Below are 17,103 nucleotides of genomic sequence, written 5' to 3'. Positions count from 1 at the left end.
ATTGGCTACCTTGATCTTCGCCATGATCTCACCTTACGCTTCTTGAAGGGCTGGAACAGGCCTGCCGGCGGCAGGCGGTTACCGGGGGCTATAGCGCGGTTGAGGCCGGCGGGGAAGGTGGGGGGAGGCCCGGAATTCAGCGCTTTCTGGCGCGATACGGACTTTTCCTTAACTCGACGCAGGGCGTGAGGGCGAAAAGCGTGTTGGCCATGGCGGCCTTGGTCCTCACGGTTTCGTCCATTCTCCGACGCTGAGCCAGAGCTGCCGTCGCCCTCAAGAATGCCCGGTCGCAACTACAGGCTCCCGGCCCATCCGTTCATAACAGAGGTCGTGCGCCCGGCAGGCCGCATCGAAGGCGTCAACCGGCGCGCCCCGCCTGATGTCTCCAAGTCCACATCAATTGCCGTGAAAGAGCGTGGGAGCGCGGTGTGCGATCTTGGCCGTGGAGGAGGCGGCTATCGTCGGGCCTGAGGCGAGAGCCGCCAGACAGACGACGAGAAGGGTGGAATGAGGCCAGGACAGTTTGGCTCTCCGAGGTAGAAGGCGGACATATGACGTAGCGGGTCAAATAAAAATCCTGTGTGGGTTTCGGTTCCAATCGTGGGAATAACAGCCTGCCATGTGTGCTTACGCACGGAAAACCAGGCGTTACCGTAGTGGGATACTCTTATTCCAATGGCTCTTCACTGGGCTGGTTCGACACGGCTGGAGCTGTGAAACGCTACTCTACTTGAGCCATCGGATGTTTTACTTCGATGTCAAAGAGGAACTGATATGCGTCTTGCCATTCTTCTCGGGGCGACGGCTCTTGTGCTCGCCGGCTGTCAAACGGCGGAACAATCCATGTCAAATGCCGAGGCTGTCTGTCAGGAGACGGGTCTGAAGCCGGGTACCAGGACTTACACGCGCTGCGTCAATGCCAGCTACCGCAACAACGTGGCCCAGTCGAACACGGCGGCCAATCAGGCCGCTGCCGGTGCCGCTGCCGGCGTCGTCGGTGGTGCGGTGATCGGAGCCGCCGTTGCCCGTCCGCATTACTATTGCGGTTGGGGTGGTTGCTGGTAACGGCGCATCGTGCGGAACCGGAGGTCCGCGTCAGTGACCCGAAGGGCCACGTCAGCGAAAAGGGGATCCGGTTTTCCGCCCGAACGATACGATGCTCTAGCGGCTTTCGCAGGGCCGGAAAAGAGAGGCCTCCCTGGGATCCCAGGGAGGCTTTGTCTTAGGTGAGCCGATGATCGCTCAGAACGGGTAATGCTGGTTCGGATCCTCGATGGTGATCCAGCGCAGATCCGTGAACTCCGCGATGGCTGCCTTGCCGCCGAAGCGGCCATAGCCGGAGCCTTTCACGCCGCCGAAGGGCATTTGCGCCTCGTCTCCAACGGTTGGGCCATTGATGTGGCAGATACCGGACTGGATACGCTTGGCCACCTGCAGGGCGCGCTGGATATCACGTCCGAACACGGCGGATGAGAGGCCGTATTCCGTGTCGTTGGCGATGCGGATTGCTTCCTCCACGCCCTTCACGCGGATAATGCTCTTGGCGGGGCCGAATGACTCCTCCTCATACATGCGCATGCCCGGCACCACGTTGTCGACGAGCGTCGCTTCCATGATCGTGCCGTTGCGATTGCCGCCTGCCACGAGGGTGCCGCCTTTCGCGACGGCGTCCTTCACCAGTCCTTCGACGCGTTCTGCTTCCTCGGCGCTGACGATGGAGCCGAGCACCACATGTTCGCGGGGATTGCCGGCGGGCAGGGCCTTGGCCTTGGCGGCGAGTTTCGCGACGAACTCGTCGGCTACCTTCTCATCCACGATGATGCGCTCCGTGGACATGCAGATCTGGCCTTGGTTGAGGAAGGCCCCGAAGGCAGCAGCATTCACGGCGGCATCGATATCGGCATCGTCGAGCACGATGAGAGGCGCCTTGCCGCCGAGTTCCAGCAGAACCGGCTTCAGATGCCGCGCCGCGATCTCGGCAATGATTTTGCCGACGGGGGTTGAGCCCGTGAAATTCACTCGGCGAACGGCCGGATGGACAATCAGGGCTTCGACGACTTTCGGTGCATCGGCGGCGGCGTGCGTGACCACATTGATGACGCCCGCCGGGAAACCGGCTTCGGTCAGGACTTCACCGATGAGGCGATGCGTGCCGGGGCAGAGCTCGGAAGCCTTGAGCACCACCGTGTTGCCGCAGGCGAGCGGCATGGCGACCGCACGGGTGCCGAGGATGACGGGTGCGTTCCAGGGAGCCATGCCCACGCAGACACCAGCCGGTTGGCGGATGGCGAGCGCCGTCGTGCCCGGCTTGTCGGAGGGGATCACTTCGCCCGTGATCTGCGTCGTCATTGCGGCCGCTTCGCGCAGCATGTTGGAGGCGAGCATCACGTTGAACCCGGCCCAGGGCGCGGTGGCGCCGGTTTCCTTCACCATCAGCTCGGTAAACCGCTCGACATTCGCCTGCATCAGATCGGCGGCTTTCAACAACAGAGCGCGCCGTTCGCCGGGGCCTGTTTCCGACCATTGCGGAAAGGCAGCCGCCGCCGCTTCGATCGCCCTGTTGGCATCCTCGACACCGGCAGCGGGTGCGCGCGTGGCGACCTCGTCCGTCACGGGATCGCGCCGCTCGAAGGTCACCCCGCTTTGGGCCGATGCGTCCTGATCGCCGATGAGAAGCCTTTCGTCCATGCTGTCCTCCCTTGCACACGCCATCTTATGAGGCGCAGTGATGTTGTCCGGCTTGACATTAGAGCGGTTCAGTCGCTGAGGCGAAAGCCCCAGCAATAGACATGTCCCAATGGACATCGCCCTAGAGCATCGGATCGATCCGATGCTCATTCTTGAGAGGAGCGCATCGTCTGCGCGGAAAACCGGGTCCACTTTTCGCTGACGATGCGCTAGGCGCGGCGCTTCGTTTGGCGTTATGGAGAGGCATCTCATCTGCCCCTCGGGCCAGATTTAAGTTCAAAGACGCATCATGATCCGCCCCATCATCATCCTCGTGGAACCGCAGCTTGCCGAGAATATCGGCATGGTGGCGCGCGCCATGGCCAACTTCAGTCTCTCGGAACTGCGCATCGTCGCCCCGCGCGACGGCTGGCCCCGGAAGGGGGCGCATTCGGCGGCATCCGGCGCGGTGCATGTGCTGGAGGGCGCGAAGCTCTATGATACCGTGCGCGAGGCCATTGCCGATCTGAACTTCGTCTTTGCCACCACGGCGCGGGAGCGGGGGCAGATGAAACGGGTCTTCGGACCTGACGAGGCGATGGTCGAGACACACCGGCGCGGCACGGAAGGCCAGCGCATCGGCATCATGTTCGGGCGCGAGCGCACAGGCCTGGAGAACGACGAGGTCTCTCTGGCGAATGCCATCATCACCTTCCCGGTCGACCCGCAATTCTCGTCCCTGAACTTGGCCCAGGCCGTGCTGCTCGTGTCCTACGAATGGTACAAGCTCGCCACCGGCGGGGCGCTGCCGTTTTCCGGCGAGAGGCTCTCGCCGCCCGCACCACGCGAGATGGTGACCTCGTTCTTCGATTATCTCGAAGCCGAACTCGATGCGGTGAACTTCTACCCCGAGGACAAGAAGCCGACCATGACGCGCAACATGCGGGACATCTTTCACCGGCTCGAGATGACGGAGCAGGACGTGCGCACTCTGCGCGGGGCGATTCGCGCTCTTGCGGAAGGGCGCCGGTTGAGAAAGCCTTAAAGATCTTCTGCTCTAGTGTTGCCAGGAGCCATTTTTGCTCCGCACATTCTGATCTGAGATCGCCATGCGCCGCTCACTGACTGCCCTTGTTTTCCTCGGTTCGTGCCTCGCCGCTCCGGTGGCGATTGCAGCAACGCCGCCGGGTCAGCCGGGGCAGGGGCCGGGCGGGTCGGACTACAAGACCGCCGAGGTGGTCAGGCGCGGGACCGGAACCGTCAGTTCAGGCGCTTATATTTTCCATGGCAACGATACACCCGCCTCTCGCCCGGTCGTGGTGTTCTTCCATTCCTGGGGCGCCGTGAACCCGGCTCTCTATGGTGGCTTCATCGATCATCTGGCCCGCAAGGGCTATCTCGTCATCTTCCCGCGCTTCCAGGAAGTGAACCGCTCCCGCCCTGCCGATGCGACGGCGCGGGCGGAGGCTCTGATCCATGATGCATTGGCGGCTCTGGCCGACGATCCGCAGGCGCGGCCCGATCTCAATCGCGTAGCCTTCATCGGCCATTCCGCCGGCGTGCCGGTTGCCCTCAACGTGGCGGCGGGCGTGGGGGAGAGCAAGCTTCCGGCTCCGAAGCTGATCCTCGGTCTGGTACCGGGCGGCATCGCCTCCAACGAGAAGGAGCGTGGCATCATGCTCCGCGACCTCTCGACCGTGGATGACCAGACCCTTCTGATCGCCATGAGCGGCGATAGGGAGCACCTGCCGAGCGACCGCGCCTCCCGCCGGATCCTTGAGGCGACGAGCGCGATCCCGGCCACCCGCAAGCTGTTCATGCGCGCAAGCTCGGATGACCATGGCTATCCGGCACTCACCGCGACCCTGGCTTCGCCCGGCTCGCCCAAGCCCGAATATGATGCCGCGGCCATCAAGCTCCCGCCCGATCCGCCGCGTGATCCGAAGCAAAAGAATACCTGGAAGTGGAGCGCCGACATGGCGCTCTCCGGCCCCCAGACCATCCTGACCCAGCAGCTCGGAAACAACGGCATCGACAGTCTCGATTATCTCGCCTTCTGGAAGACCTTCGAGATGGCGGCCGATGCGGCTTTCTCGGGCAGGGACGCCACCGTTCTCGCGCGCGATCCGAAATTCGTGGACATGGGCAACTGGAGCGACGGCTGGCCCGTGCGCCGTCTCTCGACCCAGTTGCCGAAGGTGGCAGGGCAGGAAAAGCAGCCGGAGCAGGGGCCTCGCCGTGAGCTCAACATGTCTCCACCGAGAACAAGCAGGGACTGAACGACTTTCTGAAGCAGCTTCATTCGTAAGGTTTGCCGATGCGTATCGATCTTCTGGCCGGGGCGTCCTATAACTCGGCTGTCATGCCTTCTCCTGTTCCCACGATCCTCGTCTTCGATTCCGGCCTCGGCGGCCTCACGGTGTTCTCCGAGGTGCTGAAAACTCGTCCCGATGCCCGCTTCGTCTATGCGGGCGATGATGCGGCCTTTCCGTATGGGCGACTGAGCGAGGAGGCGATCACCGTCCGTGTTCTGGCCGTCATGGAGAGGCTGATCGACCTGTATGATCCGCAGCTTGTGGTGGTCGCCTGCAACACGGCCTCCACCATCGTGCTGCCGCATCTGCGCGAGCGCTTCTCGGTGCCTTTCGTCGGCACCGTCCCGGCGATCAAGCCTGCGGCCCAGGCAACCCAGACGAGGTACATCACGATGCTGGCGACGTCGGCCACCGTGACGCGCGAGTACACGCGCGATCTCGTCCAGACCTACGCAGCCGATTGCAAGGTCAATCTCGTGGGCTCACGCCGTCTGGCTGGCTTCGCAGAGGCGGAGCTGGCGGGCAATCCGGTTTCCGATGAGGAGCTGATTGAAGAGCTTCAACCTTGCTTCATCGAGGATGAGGGCGGGCGGACGGATGTCGTGTCGCTCGGCTGCACGCATTACCCGCTCCTCCTGCCGCGCCTTCAAGAGCTCGCGCCCTGGCCCGTGACCTGGATCGACCCGGCTCCGGCTATCGCTCGCCGCGTGACCCAGCTCATCGGTCCGCCCGTTCCGGGGCACGAGGCTGATGAGAACGAGGCGCTGGCGGTCTTCACCGGTGGAGCGGGCATCACGGCAGCCTTCCGCGAGGCCTTGCGCGGCAAGGGGTTGCCGGTCGTGCTGATCGAGGACATGCCGCTCCTCCGGGGGTGAGGCGGATAAGGGCCGGTCTTGATTGACTTATGCCCCGTTTTCTCTTACATCCCTCCCGTTCACGCGGTCCTCACGGGCCGCGTAACTTTTTACGCTCCCGTGGCCCGGCTTCCGGTCGGCCTGTCGTCCCGTCCCTCGAGACGGCCCTTTGGGCCTCCTCGGGATGAGGGGAAGAGGAGGGCGCGTTCCTCGCCAATTCGACAACAAAGAGGAACAGCGATGTCGAAGCGCATTCAGGCCAAGCACAAGCTTGACCGCCGCATGGGTCAAAACATCTGGGGCCGCCCGAAGAGCCCCGTGAACCGCCGCGAATACGGCCCCGGCCAGCACGGCCAGCGCCGCAAGGGCAAGCTCTCCGACTTCGGCACGCAGCTGCGCGCCAAGCAGAAGCTGAAAGGCTACTACGCCAACATCACCGAGAAGCAGTTCCGCCGCTACTACGCGGAGGCTATCCGCCAGAAGGGCGACTCCGGTGAGAACCTGATCGGCCTGCTCGAGCGTCGTCTCGACGCGATCGTGTATCGCGCGAAGTTCGTTGCGACCCCCTTCGCCGCCCGTCAGTTCGTCAACCACGGTCACGTGAAGGTCAACGGCCGCCGCGTGAACATCCCGAGCTATCTCGTGAAGGCTGGCGACGTGATTGAGGTGAAGGACAAGTCCAAGCAGCTCGAGGTCGTGGTCGTTGCGTCGCAGCTCGCCGAGCGTGACGTTCCGGACTACATCGAAGTCGATCACTCCAAGATGACGGCTCGTTTCACCCGCATCCCGACCCTCTCCGAGGTGCCGTATGCGGTGCAGATGGAACCGAATCTTGTAATTGAGTTCTATTCGCGCTAATCCCGCGAAAGTCTTCGCAAGATCAAAAGGCCGCCTGCGAGGGCGGCCTTTTTCGTTGGGGTGGGGGATGCAGGACAAAGTTGCTGAGCAGATCCTCGACGGCAAGGACAAGACTGACGGTCGCCTCGACCCACCGGAGCTGACTTGCTATCGCCTTAAAAGAAATCCGCCGCTGATCGTCCCTGGGGGTTCGGAACGCCGCTGGATGGACGAGACAGTCCAGCGTTTCGCCTATCGTTGCACCCCTCTGTCGATCGCCAATGCGAGTGGCTGGGAAATCCTGACTCCGTGTGCATTCAGTGCGACCTGGAACGGTGACCCGGCTCCCAAGGGCGTCACCTTGCAGTCACCCGACAATGAACATGTCCGGTTTGCTCGGTCCCATTTCGGCGAAGGCATCATCACTTTCGAACCCGGTTATCTGTTTCGCACCAATTCTGGTTGGGCCGTCTGGGTGCGGGGAACTCCCAATTTGGTCAAGGATGGGATCGCGCCTCTCGACGGCCTTGTCGAAACGGACTGGTTGCCGATGTCCTTCACGATGAATTGGCGTTTTACCCGCCCCGGTACGGTCCAGTTCGAGGCGGGTGAGCCTTTTTGCTTTATCACGCTGGTTCCGCATGCACAGCTTGACAGCGTTGGTCCCAGACTTGCCAGTCTTGACGAGGATCCTGACCTCAAAGCTGCCTATGTTGCTTGGAGCCAATCCCGCAAGGCATTCCTTGCTCAGCTCGCCGCAGGAGAGCCGGAGACATTGAAGCAGGGGTGGCAGCGCCATTATATCCGGGGCGAAGGCCCGGACCTCAACGGGCAGCCGAGCTATCATCTCACGAGGCGCAGGCTAAAGATGCCGCAACAGGATTAAGGCCGCCTTCCAGCGGCCTTTTTGTTTGGGGATTAGAAACTACTGCTGAGGAGCGGGGCCGCGCGGGCCAGGGCCCATGGGGCCATGGTGCCGCATCTCGGCCCGGCGGTCGCGGTGATCGTCGCGGTCACCGCGGCCGTGGCGCTGACGCCAGCCCAGGCCGTCTTCCACGGCCTCACGCATCAGGCGCGGAGCGATGCGCTTCTGGTCTTCGCTGAACGTATCCCAGAGAGGGCGCAGAGCCGTCGCGATGGCCGACGAGCTCTGTGCGCGCTCGGTCTGCATGGTGCTGCGCTGCTCGAAGCGCTGCATGAAGTCTGCCGAGCGACGCTGCTCGCGGTTCTCGCGGAACTGTGTCATCCGCGTATAGCGCTGGTTGGCGGCGTTGCGGATGGCGGACTCTACCGGGCCCCAGACCCTTTCCTGATCGGCAGTGAGCTTCAGGCCAGCCTTGATCGAGGCGATGCGGGCATCGACGAGGCGGTTGAAGTCATCCTGCGACAGGCGCGGACGAGCCTGCTGCCCCTGATCCTGCGCGGCCGGAGGCTCGGCGGGAGCCTGCGCCTGGGCGAAGGCATAGGTGCCGACGCCGGCGAGCATGGCAGCAGCGGTCGCGAGGGTGGCAATTGTCTTCATGCGGGTATCCTCCTTGAACACCGATGAAGATGAGATTGCTCGCGTCCTGCTCTCGGCCGGATGACTCCCGCATGAACTTTTCGTCATGTTGAAAGTGAGAAGTGAGCTAGTCGCCCGTCATGGCCGTCCCCGGACTGGATCCGGGGATCAGTCCCGGCCATCCACGTCTTGAGGCGAATTAAAGACCTGGGTCCCCGGCACAAGGCCGGGGATGACGGGGCGTCCGGCATTGGTCGCGCGCTTCAGCCCAAGCGTTTCAGGAAACCCGCAAAGCGCATGAGACCTTCGGGCCAGGGGCCGTGGCCGCTGGCCGTGTTGAGGTGGCCGGCGTCGCCTGCATCGACGATGGCCGAGCCCCAGGCATAGGCAATGTCCTCCGCCTTCTCGTAGTCGCAATGCGGGTCCGTACGGCTTGCCACGAGCACCGAAGGGAAGGGCAGGGGATCTCGCGGGATCGGTGCGAAGGCACGGTCGATTGCAGGGATAAAATCGGGCCTCTCCACATCCGGCATGCTAACCAGAAAGGCGCCCTGCACCTTGTTCGCCGGCAGGAGCGGAGCCGCATGAACGATGGCCAGAACGCCGAGGCTGTGACCGACCAGGACCACGGGCCTTTCGGCGCGCTTCACGTCTTTGGCGATGCGCTCCACCCATTTGTCCTTGTTGGGAGCATCCCAGTTCTCCTGCTCGACCCGCCAGGCGGTCGAGAGCTGACGCTCCCACCGGCTCTGCCAATGGTCGACACCGGAGTTTTCATAGCCTGGGACGATGAGGATATCGCAATCGGAGGTTTTCATGCCTCGGAGATAAAGGCGCACCCTTGTCGGTTCAAGCGCTACGCTTGAACTCCATGGTCTCTCTCCGCTTGAGGACAGCCTCCCGCTCGGCGATGTAGTCGCGGGTCAGAGGCACCACGTCATTGCGCTTGGCCAGCTGAATCTGGAACACCACCGCATCCTGCCAGCGGAAGGCGGATTCTGACATGGCAAGGTAGCATTCCCACATCCGGCAGAAGCGTTCGTCGTAGAGCTTCAGCACCTCGTCCCGCTGAGCCAGGAAGCGCTCGCGCCAAGCCTGGAGCGTGTAGGCGTAGTGCAGGCGGAGGATTTCGATATCCGTCACCACCAGCCCCGCGCGCTCGATGGCCGGCATCATCTCCGAGAGCACCGGCAGGTGACCGCCGGGGAAGATGTAGCGGGCAATCCAGGGATTGACGGGGTAGGGCATGCCGGACCTTCCGATGGTGTGGAGGAGCATCACGCCATTATCCTTCAGGAGCTTGCGACAGGTCTGGAAATAATCATCGTAGGACGCTAGGCCCACATGCTCGAACATGCCGACCGACACGATGCGGTCGAAGCTGCCGATCGTGGCACGGTAATCCTGGAGTTCGAACTGCACCCGATCCGCAAGGCCGGCGGTTGCGGCCCGCTTGCGCGAAACCTCCAACTGTTCCTCCGACAGGGTCACGCCCTTCACCGAACCCGCGCCAGCCACCTGAGCCAGATAAAGCCCCATGCCGCCCCAGCCGGAGCCGATATCGAGCACGCTGTGGCCGTTCTCCACCAAGAGCTTCGCCGCGATGTGCCGCTTCTTGGCGGCCTGAGCCTCTTCGAGGCTCGCATCCGGGTGGTCGAAATAGGCGCAGGAATACTGCTTGTCGCTGTCGAGGAAGAGCGAATAAAGCCGCCCGTCGAGATCGTAGTGATGGGCGACATTCCGCTTGGAGCGATGGGCATCGTTCTCGCCGCGCATGGTCAGCCAGTGCCGTATCTTGCGCAGGCGATGGAGGGGCAGGTCGTCGAATTCGCCGTGTGTGTCCTGAAGCAGGAGCTGGAGCAAGTTTAAGATGTCGCCTTGCTCGATGACGAGCCTGCCGTCCATGAAAAGCTCGCCGAGCTTCAGCTCAGGGTTGAGGCAAAGGGCCATCTCAGCCGCCGTATCCGTGAACCGGATGGCGGCTTCCGGGAGCCCGCCATCGCCGAAGGTGAAGGTCTCACCTTTGGCGGTGGTCATCGTCAGGGTGCCCCGCTTCACAGCGCGTGTGAAGGCGGTGGCGAGGATCTTCTCTGACAGCATGGTCTCAATCCCCGTGCCGTTGATCTCCTGCACGGGGATTGTCGCGCGTTAGGCAAAAATGTCCAGACCTGGAGTTATGCCCCAGCGGAACCGAAGACCCGCGTGAAGATCGTATCCACATGCTTGAAGTGGTAACCGAGGTCGAAGCAGGCTTCGATCTCCTCGGGTGTCAGGTACGTCGTCACGTCCGCGTCGTTCTTGAGAAGCGTCAGGAACTCGCCTTCGCCGCGCCAGACCGGCATGGCGTTGCGCTGCACGAGGCGATAGGCATCCTCGCGGGAGGCGCCTTTTTGGGTGAGGGCCAGTAGAACGCGCTGCGAGTGAACGAGGCCTCCGAGGCGGTCCAGGTTCTTCTGCATGTTCTCAGGATAGATCACGAGCTTGTCGATGACGCCCGTCAGGCGCGCCAGCGCGAAGTCCAGGGTCACGGTCGCGTCGGGGCCGATCATGCGCTCGACCGAGGAGTGGGAGATGTCCCGCTCGTGCCAGAGCGCCACGTTCTCCATGGCAGGCAGCGCATAGGCGCGCACCATACGGGCAAGGCCGGTGAGGTTTTCCGTCAGGACCGGGTTGCGCTTGTGCGGCATGGCGGAGGAGCCCTTCTGGCCCGCCGAGAAATACTCTTCCGCCTCCAGAACCTCGCTGCGCTGCAGGTGGCGCACTTCCGTCGCCAGGCGCTCGATGGAGGAGGCGATCACGCCGAGCGTCGCAAAATACATGGCGTGACGGTCGCGCGGGATCACCTGGGTCGAGACGGGCTCGACCTGGAGACCCATCTGCTCGGCCACGTATTCCTCGACGCTCGGGTCGATATTGGCGAAGGTGCCGACGGCACCCGAGATGGCGCAGGTGGAAATCTCGCGCCGGGCCTCGATGAGGCGCAGCTTGCACCGCTCGAATTCCGCATAGGCCTGGGCGAGCTTGAGGCCGAAGGTGGTGGGCTCTGCGTGGATACCGTGCGAGCGGCCGATGGTCGGCGTCACCTTGTGCTCGAAGGCACGACGCCTAATGGCGGCGAGCAGCTCGTCCATGTCGCGCAGCAGGATATCGGTGGCGCGGGCGAGCTGCACGTTGAAGGTGGTGTCCAGCACGTCTGACGAGGTCATGCCCTGGTGGACGAAGCGGGCCTCGGGACCAACGATCTCGGAGAGATGCGTGAGGAAGGCGATGACGTCGTGCTTCACCTCACGCTCAATGGCATCGATGCGCTCCACGTCGAAGGTGGCTTTCGAGCCCTTCTCCCAAACCTTCTCCGCCGCCTCCTTCGGCACGACGCCGAGATTGGCGAGCGCCGTGGTGGCGTGGGCCTCGATCTCGAACCAGATGCGGAACTTCGTTTCGGGCGACCAGATGGCCACCATCTCAGGACGGCTATAGCGAGGGATCACGGGACTTCTCCAGCGGGCGAAATGTTGGGTGATGGCTATGTGATGGCCGGAGAGAAAGCAAGCCATGTAAGGCTTTGTGAATCATATCTTGTGGCATGAGACCTGAAGCTGACGGTCCATGACTTTTTGCGTCTCTTGACGGGTTCAACAGGGGGCGTTGAACCCAGGAGTTTTCGCCCGTTCAGGGCGGCATCTCTCTTATGAATCGATCGAGGCTCCGCTCCGAGTGGCGGAGCTTTCGCCTCGTGAATGACCCTTGTTCGCCGCGATCGCTTTTCTGTTCAGGCAGCGGCTGCCGCGACAATGAACACCGTGGTTGCGGCAACTTTATTTCGAGAGAACTGAGAATAAAAACCAATAGAGTTGCCGATCCGCATCACAGCTTACTCTAGGTAAAATCTTACCCAGATTCTTCCTCGTTACGTATAGACAACGGCAAAGGTGTTCGTAAGGCTCACAGCTTGGCTCTGAAAAGGTGCGAAAACCGGAAGAGGGCTGGGGGTTTAAGTGTTCGGTCGACGTTCAAGGTTTTTTCTCAAAACGACTGTTTGCGTTTTCGTGGCTCAATTTGCTGCCACAAGCAGCCTGGCTCAGAACAATGCGGCAGGTTTCATCGGGCTCATCGGCGGAATGATCGCCGCGGCCCAGGCTCAGGCCGCGAAAGAGGCTTGGGCCAACCAGCCCGAGATGCGGGTCTATTGCTTCAATAGGGCTCTGGTGAAGTACAGGACCAACGTCGCCAGCATTATTCAGGGCGGCGTGATGCCCAACGACCCGCGTCTTGCACCGGTCGTGAACGAGTGCGCGCGCTTCGAGCCGTCGGCGCTCAAGACCAAGTATCGCTGCACGATCGACGACGAGAATGGATCGGCTGTCCAATCCACCTGCTATCAGGTTTTCGCGCGGCAGGATTCCGACGGACAGCTTACGCAGACCGATGTGCGCACCGCTATCGATCTCTACTTCAACAACGGCTCCTATCTTCTGGCCGATCTCGAAACCGATGCAGGCCGGCAGGAGCGTTATGCACAGGCTCAGCGCCAGCGCATGCTTGCGGAACTGGCAGCGTTGCGCACGGAGATCGAGGGACTGCTTACCTCCCGCTCCGATGCCGTGCGGGCTCAGGGACAGAAGCTGGTCAAGCGCATTCAGGCTGCCAACAACCCCAAAGCCTCCGTCTCGTCCTCGGACGTCGACACGATCCGCCGCGGGTACAACGCGCTCGTACGCTTCGAAGAAACGGAGAGCGTGCGGATCGCCTCGCTCGACAGTCTCAATGAAGTGAAGGCGAACGTGGAGCAGAAGGCGACAGGGGAACTTCCGCCCGAAATCCGCAGCGACTTCGAGGCGCTTCAGGCCAAGTATGCCGTCGCGTCCCAGCCGCCGCAGCCTGTCGCTGCCGTCGAGAAGGAGGATGACTCCATCGGTCCCACCTTCGACTGCTCGAAGGTGAAGGACCCGCTCGGCAGGATCATCTGCTCCGACAACACCCTGCGTCGACTGGATGTGGATCTGCTGCGCCCCTATTACATCCTGCGCTTCAGCGTGACGGAGCGGCGTGACGAGTTCAAGCAGGAGGCGGTAGCCTTCACGCAGTCGGTTCTGCAGATCTGCGGCGTGCCCGAGAAGGGCAATCTCTCAGCCGCCGCCATGAAGAAAGCTGCACCCTGCATCGCCACGGAGTACCGCCGTCAGCGCGACCTCTGGCAGGCACAGATGGTGCAACTCGCACCGGCCTCCGCCCGCGACGAGACGGGCCGCTCTCTCGACGAGCACGTGCGGCTGCAGAAGATGCTGCAGGACGTGGGACTCATTCCCTCCACCGAGAAAGCGGATGGCGTCTATGGCGTCGGCACCCGCACGGCGATCAGCAGCTTCCAGTCATCCGAGAGCCTGACCGCGGATGGCATTCTCTCCGACGAGACGGCCGAGCGGCTGATGCGTCGCGCCTCGCAGGCGGTCGCCGGTGGTGACGGTCCATCGGGTGAACAGGGTGCAGCCGGCCAGCTCGAAGAGCTGAAGGACGCCTATGCGGATCTGATCGAGCGGATCGATCGCTATGAATCCCGCCGTGCGCGCGAGCGTCAGCTCATCGAGATGGTCGCGCAGGCTGAAAGCTTCGCGAGGGACATGGCAACGCAGCCTCTGCCGGAGCCGGTCAAGGCCGCACTCGCAAGTCTTTCGAGCGATATCGAACAAGCTCGCGCGAACCCGAGCGTAGAGAGCCATGAGCGCATCGTCATGGCCTACGATGCGGTGAAGACGGATACGGAGAACGCCATCCGGGTTGCCAAGGCGACGACAGACAGGAACCGCTTCATCATCGAGGGCGATGCTGCCGATCTGTTGGTCCTCTACAACGACTCCGGCAAGGCGCCCACGCTCGTCCGCAATCTCAAAGGCGATCTCGTCTTCCAGGGCGACAAAAGCGGCATCTGCCAGCTGCATGACGGAGCAGTGGAGAAGAGATTTGCGGTTCTCGCGAATGCTCGCTTCGAGAAATATCAGCAGCGTCTCAGTTTCCCACTATCGCGTTGCGATACGAGCCGGCTTGTGGCTTACGACCTGATTGTTCTCAACCGCAAGCAGCTGTTGGCGTCGGATCAGACCTCCGACGTCGTGGCGCTGCTGAAGGCAGTCGACGAGGGCAGCTTCAAAACTCTGTTCACTGTGACCGGCGGCGATGTGGAAGCTGTCATCCAGGCAGAGGCAAACCGCCTGAAGGCCATTGAAGACGGCATTCAGAACGGCTCGGCCAAGGGCTTCGGTTTCGTTGCGCTCAACAACGGTCAGGGCAGCGTGTGCCAGACTTCCGGAGGCAATGAGCCGGCTCATGCCGCGGTGCTGCAATCCGCGACAGAACGCTTGGCGGAAGAGCTCAAGGCTGCGCCTGCGTTCAGGGCCATGTCGGTCGAGGATGCATTCATCGCCGCCAAGCGAGGCGAATGCATCGCAGTCTATTCCGAAGCTGGCGAGCTCAAGAGCCTGACGGCAGCCCTGCAGCGTGATGGCGTGCCATTCCGCTATCTTCCCGTCTGGGTCGATCAGGAGCAGCTTGCAAAAGCCGTCGAAGCGCTGAGGCTTGCTGCGGAAAAAGCTGCAGCGGAAGAAAAAGCCAAGGCGGAAGCCGAGGCCAAGCGTATCGCGCAGGAAAAAGCCTGGGCCGAAGCAAAATCCGTGTCGTCGCACGCGGACCGCAGCAACTCGCAGCGTTCTATCGAGCGAATGCTCAAGGATTATACGGACCGCTACAACAAGGCCTCGTCATCTCAGGCTTCACTCATGCGCGCGGACCGCAAGAGAACCTTGAGCCAAATGTTCGGCGCATCGAGCGTCTCCAGGTTGAGAAACTGGATCGGCAGGATCGAGAGGGCCACTCTCAATCAGAACGGGGATATCGACGGCTTCAAGGTCTCGATCGAAGGAGCGACCTTCGAGAGCGTGGCCCCTATCAAAGCCGGCACGGACACGCACAAGGCCCTCATCGAGGGCTCGGCCCGCCCGGTGGACTTCCTGCTCTTCTCCGCGGATGTGAGCTCGGTGAGCGAGACGGATTTCTTCCCCGAGAAGAGCATGACCGATTACGGTTCCATGACGTCACCGGAATACAAGGTCGCATTCACATCCGTGAAAGTTATCACGAAGTTCATGTACGACTACATTCGAGCGGCCGACGCTTCCAACGCCGAGCAAGAGGTCAGTAAGATCGCACAGGTTCCCGGCCCGGTCGTGAGTATGACGCCCATGAGGCTGTCGGCGCTGCCCAAGCCCATCGACACACTCGAAGGCGAGGCGCTGATCGTGGGCAGGAAGATCGACGAGGAGGTGAAGAAGACCGGAAAGGCCATCGTTGGTGGCGTCGCCGACGCCGTCCTCGGGGAGGGCGCCAGCATCCTCAGCGACGTCCTGATCGATATGACCGAGAAGGGCATGGAGAAAGCTAACGGAGGGGGAAGCTGGGTCGGTGGTGAGCTCGTGCTCTATAACGATCACATCGACTTCGTTGAGTCAGGCTTCAGCCAGATGGTCTACACACCCTCGGAACGCCCCCTGTCGATGGTCTGCTCCGATCTTCGGTCTGTACGCGCTATCGCGGATCCGAGCGGGGAGCGGGCGCTCGAGTTCGTTAAGGCGGATGGTTCGCTGCGCTTCAGGAGCGATCGGGCCGACTTCTTTCTGCCTCGGATCAGGGCGATATGCGATCCGCGAGGCGAAGTCCTCAAATGATGATGGAAAACGCCGTACGTGACAATCACGTGCGGCGTTCTCGTTTGAGGAGATGCGTGGAGTCTTGCGCCGCCGGCCTTCAGCGGGTGGACAGGCAGTAATCGCCGCTCGTGTAGTAGCCGCTCGGGCAGGAGCCGGTTTTTGGAATGGCATGCCGGGCATTGCTGGAGGAGCCCAGGCAGTAATCGCCCGACGTGTGATAGCCGCTGGGGCAGGTGCCCACCTTCGGCAGGGCCGGTCGCGGATCGGAGGACGAGGGAGCGCAGGCGCCCCCGCTCGTGTAATAGCCTGAAGGGCATGTGCCGACCTTCGGCACCGCCTGGGCGATTGCGCCCACGGGCAGCATCAGAAAGCTGGCAAGAAGCAGCAATCCCTTCGGCCGCACGGACCTTCTCCTTATCGCGCCTTGGTGGCGGCTTCGCGAATGGCCGCGATGTTCGGAGCGTAGGCCGAGGGGCCACCCTTGAAGACAGCGGAGCCCGCCACCAGGACGTTGGCGCCCGCTTCCGCCACCAGAGGCGCGGTTTCGGGGGTGACGCCGCCATCGATTTCGATGTCGATGTTCCGGTTGCCGACCATCTCCCTGACGCGCCGCAGCTTCGGGCAGACGGAGGGGATGAAGGCCTGCCCGCCGAAGCCTGGATTAACGGTCATCAGGAGGATCAGGTCCAAGTCGTCGAGCACGGGCTCGATGGAGGCTTCGTGGGTGCCCGGATTGAGGACGATGCCTGCCTTCTTGCCCAGCTTGCGGATGGTCTGAAGCGACCGGTGGAGATGGGGGCCGGCTTCCGCATGAATGCTGATGATGTCCGCGCCCGCCTTGGCGAAGGCTTCGAGGTACGGATCGACCGGAGCGATCATGAGGTGAACGTCGAAGATCTTCGACGTGTGTGGGCGGATCGCCTTCACGATGTCCGGGCCCATCGTGATGTTGGGCACGAAATGGCCGTCCATGACGTCGATATGGATCCAGTCGGCACCGGCGGCGTCGACAGCGCGGATTTCCTCGCCGAGCTTTGAGAAGTCGGAGGCGAGAATAGAAGGGGCGATGAGCAGAGGGCGTGTCATGAAAGCGCCGGTAGCACGCGCTTTCTCCAACGGCAACGGGCATTCGCGCCGCGCCATGAACCATTCCAGAGCATCGGACGAGAAAAGTGGACTTGCACTTTTGGGATCCATCCGATGCTCCCATTTAAGCTGCGCATCGTTGGATG

At 62.3% G+C, this 17,103-nt stretch carries 14 protein-coding genes; 7 read left to right on the top strand and 7 right to left on the bottom strand.

The genetic code is table 11. From position 1 onward, the window contains the following. Positions 1-774: 774 nt before the first annotated feature. Positions 775-1,065: a hypothetical protein gene (locus AA309_RS22390; RefSeq protein ID WP_047191246.1), complete on the top strand. Its 291-nt coding sequence runs from the start codon at positions 775-777 to the stop codon at positions 1,063-1,065. A gap of 177 nt (positions 1,066-1,242) precedes the next feature. Here AA309_RS22390 and AA309_RS22385 read toward each other — a convergent pair whose 3' ends face one another. Next, the gene (locus tag AA309_RS22385; protein ID WP_047191245.1) at positions 1,243-2,688 is read right to left on the bottom strand and encodes an aldehyde dehydrogenase; all 1,446 of its coding nucleotides are present in this window, start codon (positions 2,686-2,688) and stop codon (positions 1,243-1,245) included. 289 nt (positions 2,689-2,977) lie between these two features. On the opposite strand from AA309_RS22385, the gene AA309_RS22380 reads away from it, so the two are divergent. From AA309_RS22380 to AA309_RS22360, 5 genes are all read left to right on the top strand, one after another. After that, on the top strand, positions 2,978-3,712 hold the full coding sequence (locus tag AA309_RS22380) for an RNA methyltransferase (protein ID WP_047191244.1): 735 nt from the start codon (positions 2,978-2,980) through the stop codon (positions 3,710-3,712). A 64-nt stretch (positions 3,713-3,776) separates the two neighbouring features. Further along, a complete protein-coding gene (locus tag AA309_RS22375) occupies positions 3,777-4,946 on the top strand; it encodes a dienelactone hydrolase family protein (RefSeq protein WP_084731518.1) in 1,170 nt (389 codons plus the stop codon). Positions 4,947-4,984: 38 nt separating this feature from the next. Continuing rightward, the gene (gene murI / locus AA309_RS22370; protein ID WP_047191243.1) at positions 4,985-5,857 is read left to right on the top strand and encodes a glutamate racemase; all 873 of its coding nucleotides are present in this window, start codon (positions 4,985-4,987) and stop codon (positions 5,855-5,857) included. Positions 5,858-6,076: 219 nt separating this feature from the next. After that, positions 6,077-6,694, top strand: a complete 618-nt coding sequence (rpsD, locus tag AA309_RS22365) for a 30S ribosomal protein S4 (RefSeq protein WP_047191242.1) — start codon at positions 6,077-6,079, stop codon at positions 6,692-6,694. A gap of 67 nt (positions 6,695-6,761) precedes the next feature. Then, complete coding sequence (locus tag AA309_RS22360; RefSeq protein WP_200902030.1) at positions 6,762-7,559, top strand: DUF6065 family protein; 798 nt, start codon at positions 6,762-6,764, stop codon at positions 7,557-7,559. A gap of 39 nt (positions 7,560-7,598) precedes the next feature. Here the strand turns inward: AA309_RS22360 and AA309_RS32390 are convergent, their stop codons facing one another. From AA309_RS32390 to purB, 4 genes are all read right to left on the bottom strand, one after another. Further along, a complete protein-coding gene (locus AA309_RS32390; protein WP_052954928.1) occupies positions 7,599-8,195 on the bottom strand; it encodes a Spy/CpxP family protein refolding chaperone in 597 nt (198 codons plus the stop codon). Between the two features lie 242 nt (positions 8,196-8,437). Further along, the gene (locus tag AA309_RS22350; protein ID WP_047191241.1) at positions 8,438-8,992 is read right to left on the bottom strand and encodes an RBBP9/YdeN family alpha/beta hydrolase; all 555 of its coding nucleotides are present in this window, start codon (positions 8,990-8,992) and stop codon (positions 8,438-8,440) included. Positions 8,993-9,023: 31 nt separating this feature from the next. Next, positions 9,024-10,274, bottom strand: coding sequence for a cyclopropane fatty acid synthase (locus tag AA309_RS22345; protein WP_047191240.1), 1,251 nt, complete (start codon positions 10,272-10,274; stop codon positions 9,024-9,026). Positions 10,275-10,348: 74 nt separating this feature from the next. Continuing rightward, positions 10,349-11,662 carry an adenylosuccinate lyase gene (gene purB / locus AA309_RS22340; protein ID WP_047191239.1) on the bottom strand — a complete coding sequence of 438 codons (1,314 nt, stop codon included), beginning with the start codon at positions 11,660-11,662 and terminating at the stop codon, positions 10,349-10,351. A gap of 558 nt (positions 11,663-12,220) precedes the next feature. Here purB and AA309_RS22335 point away from each other — a divergent pair. Further along, positions 12,221-15,889 carry a peptidoglycan-binding protein gene (locus AA309_RS22335; protein ID WP_047191238.1) on the top strand — a complete coding sequence of 1,223 codons (3,669 nt, stop codon included), beginning with the start codon at positions 12,221-12,223 and terminating at the stop codon, positions 15,887-15,889. 79 nt (positions 15,890-15,968) lie between these two features. Here AA309_RS22335 and AA309_RS22330 read toward each other — a convergent pair whose 3' ends face one another. Then, the gene (locus tag AA309_RS22330; protein ID WP_200902029.1) at positions 15,969-16,274 is read right to left on the bottom strand and encodes a hypothetical protein; all 306 of its coding nucleotides are present in this window, start codon (positions 16,272-16,274) and stop codon (positions 15,969-15,971) included. Between the two features lie 11 nt (positions 16,275-16,285). After that, positions 16,286-16,957, bottom strand: a complete 672-nt coding sequence (gene rpe / locus AA309_RS22325) for a ribulose-phosphate 3-epimerase (protein WP_047191251.1) — start codon at positions 16,955-16,957, stop codon at positions 16,286-16,288. Positions 16,958-17,103 lie beyond the last annotated feature (146 nt).

It is taken from the genome of Microvirga vignae (assembly GCF_001017175.1).
Lineage (GTDB): Bacteria > Pseudomonadota > Alphaproteobacteria > Rhizobiales > Beijerinckiaceae > Microvirga > Microvirga vignae.
The sequence above is the reverse complement of the archived record's forward strand: the minus strand, read 5'-3'. Positions and strand labels throughout refer to the sequence as shown.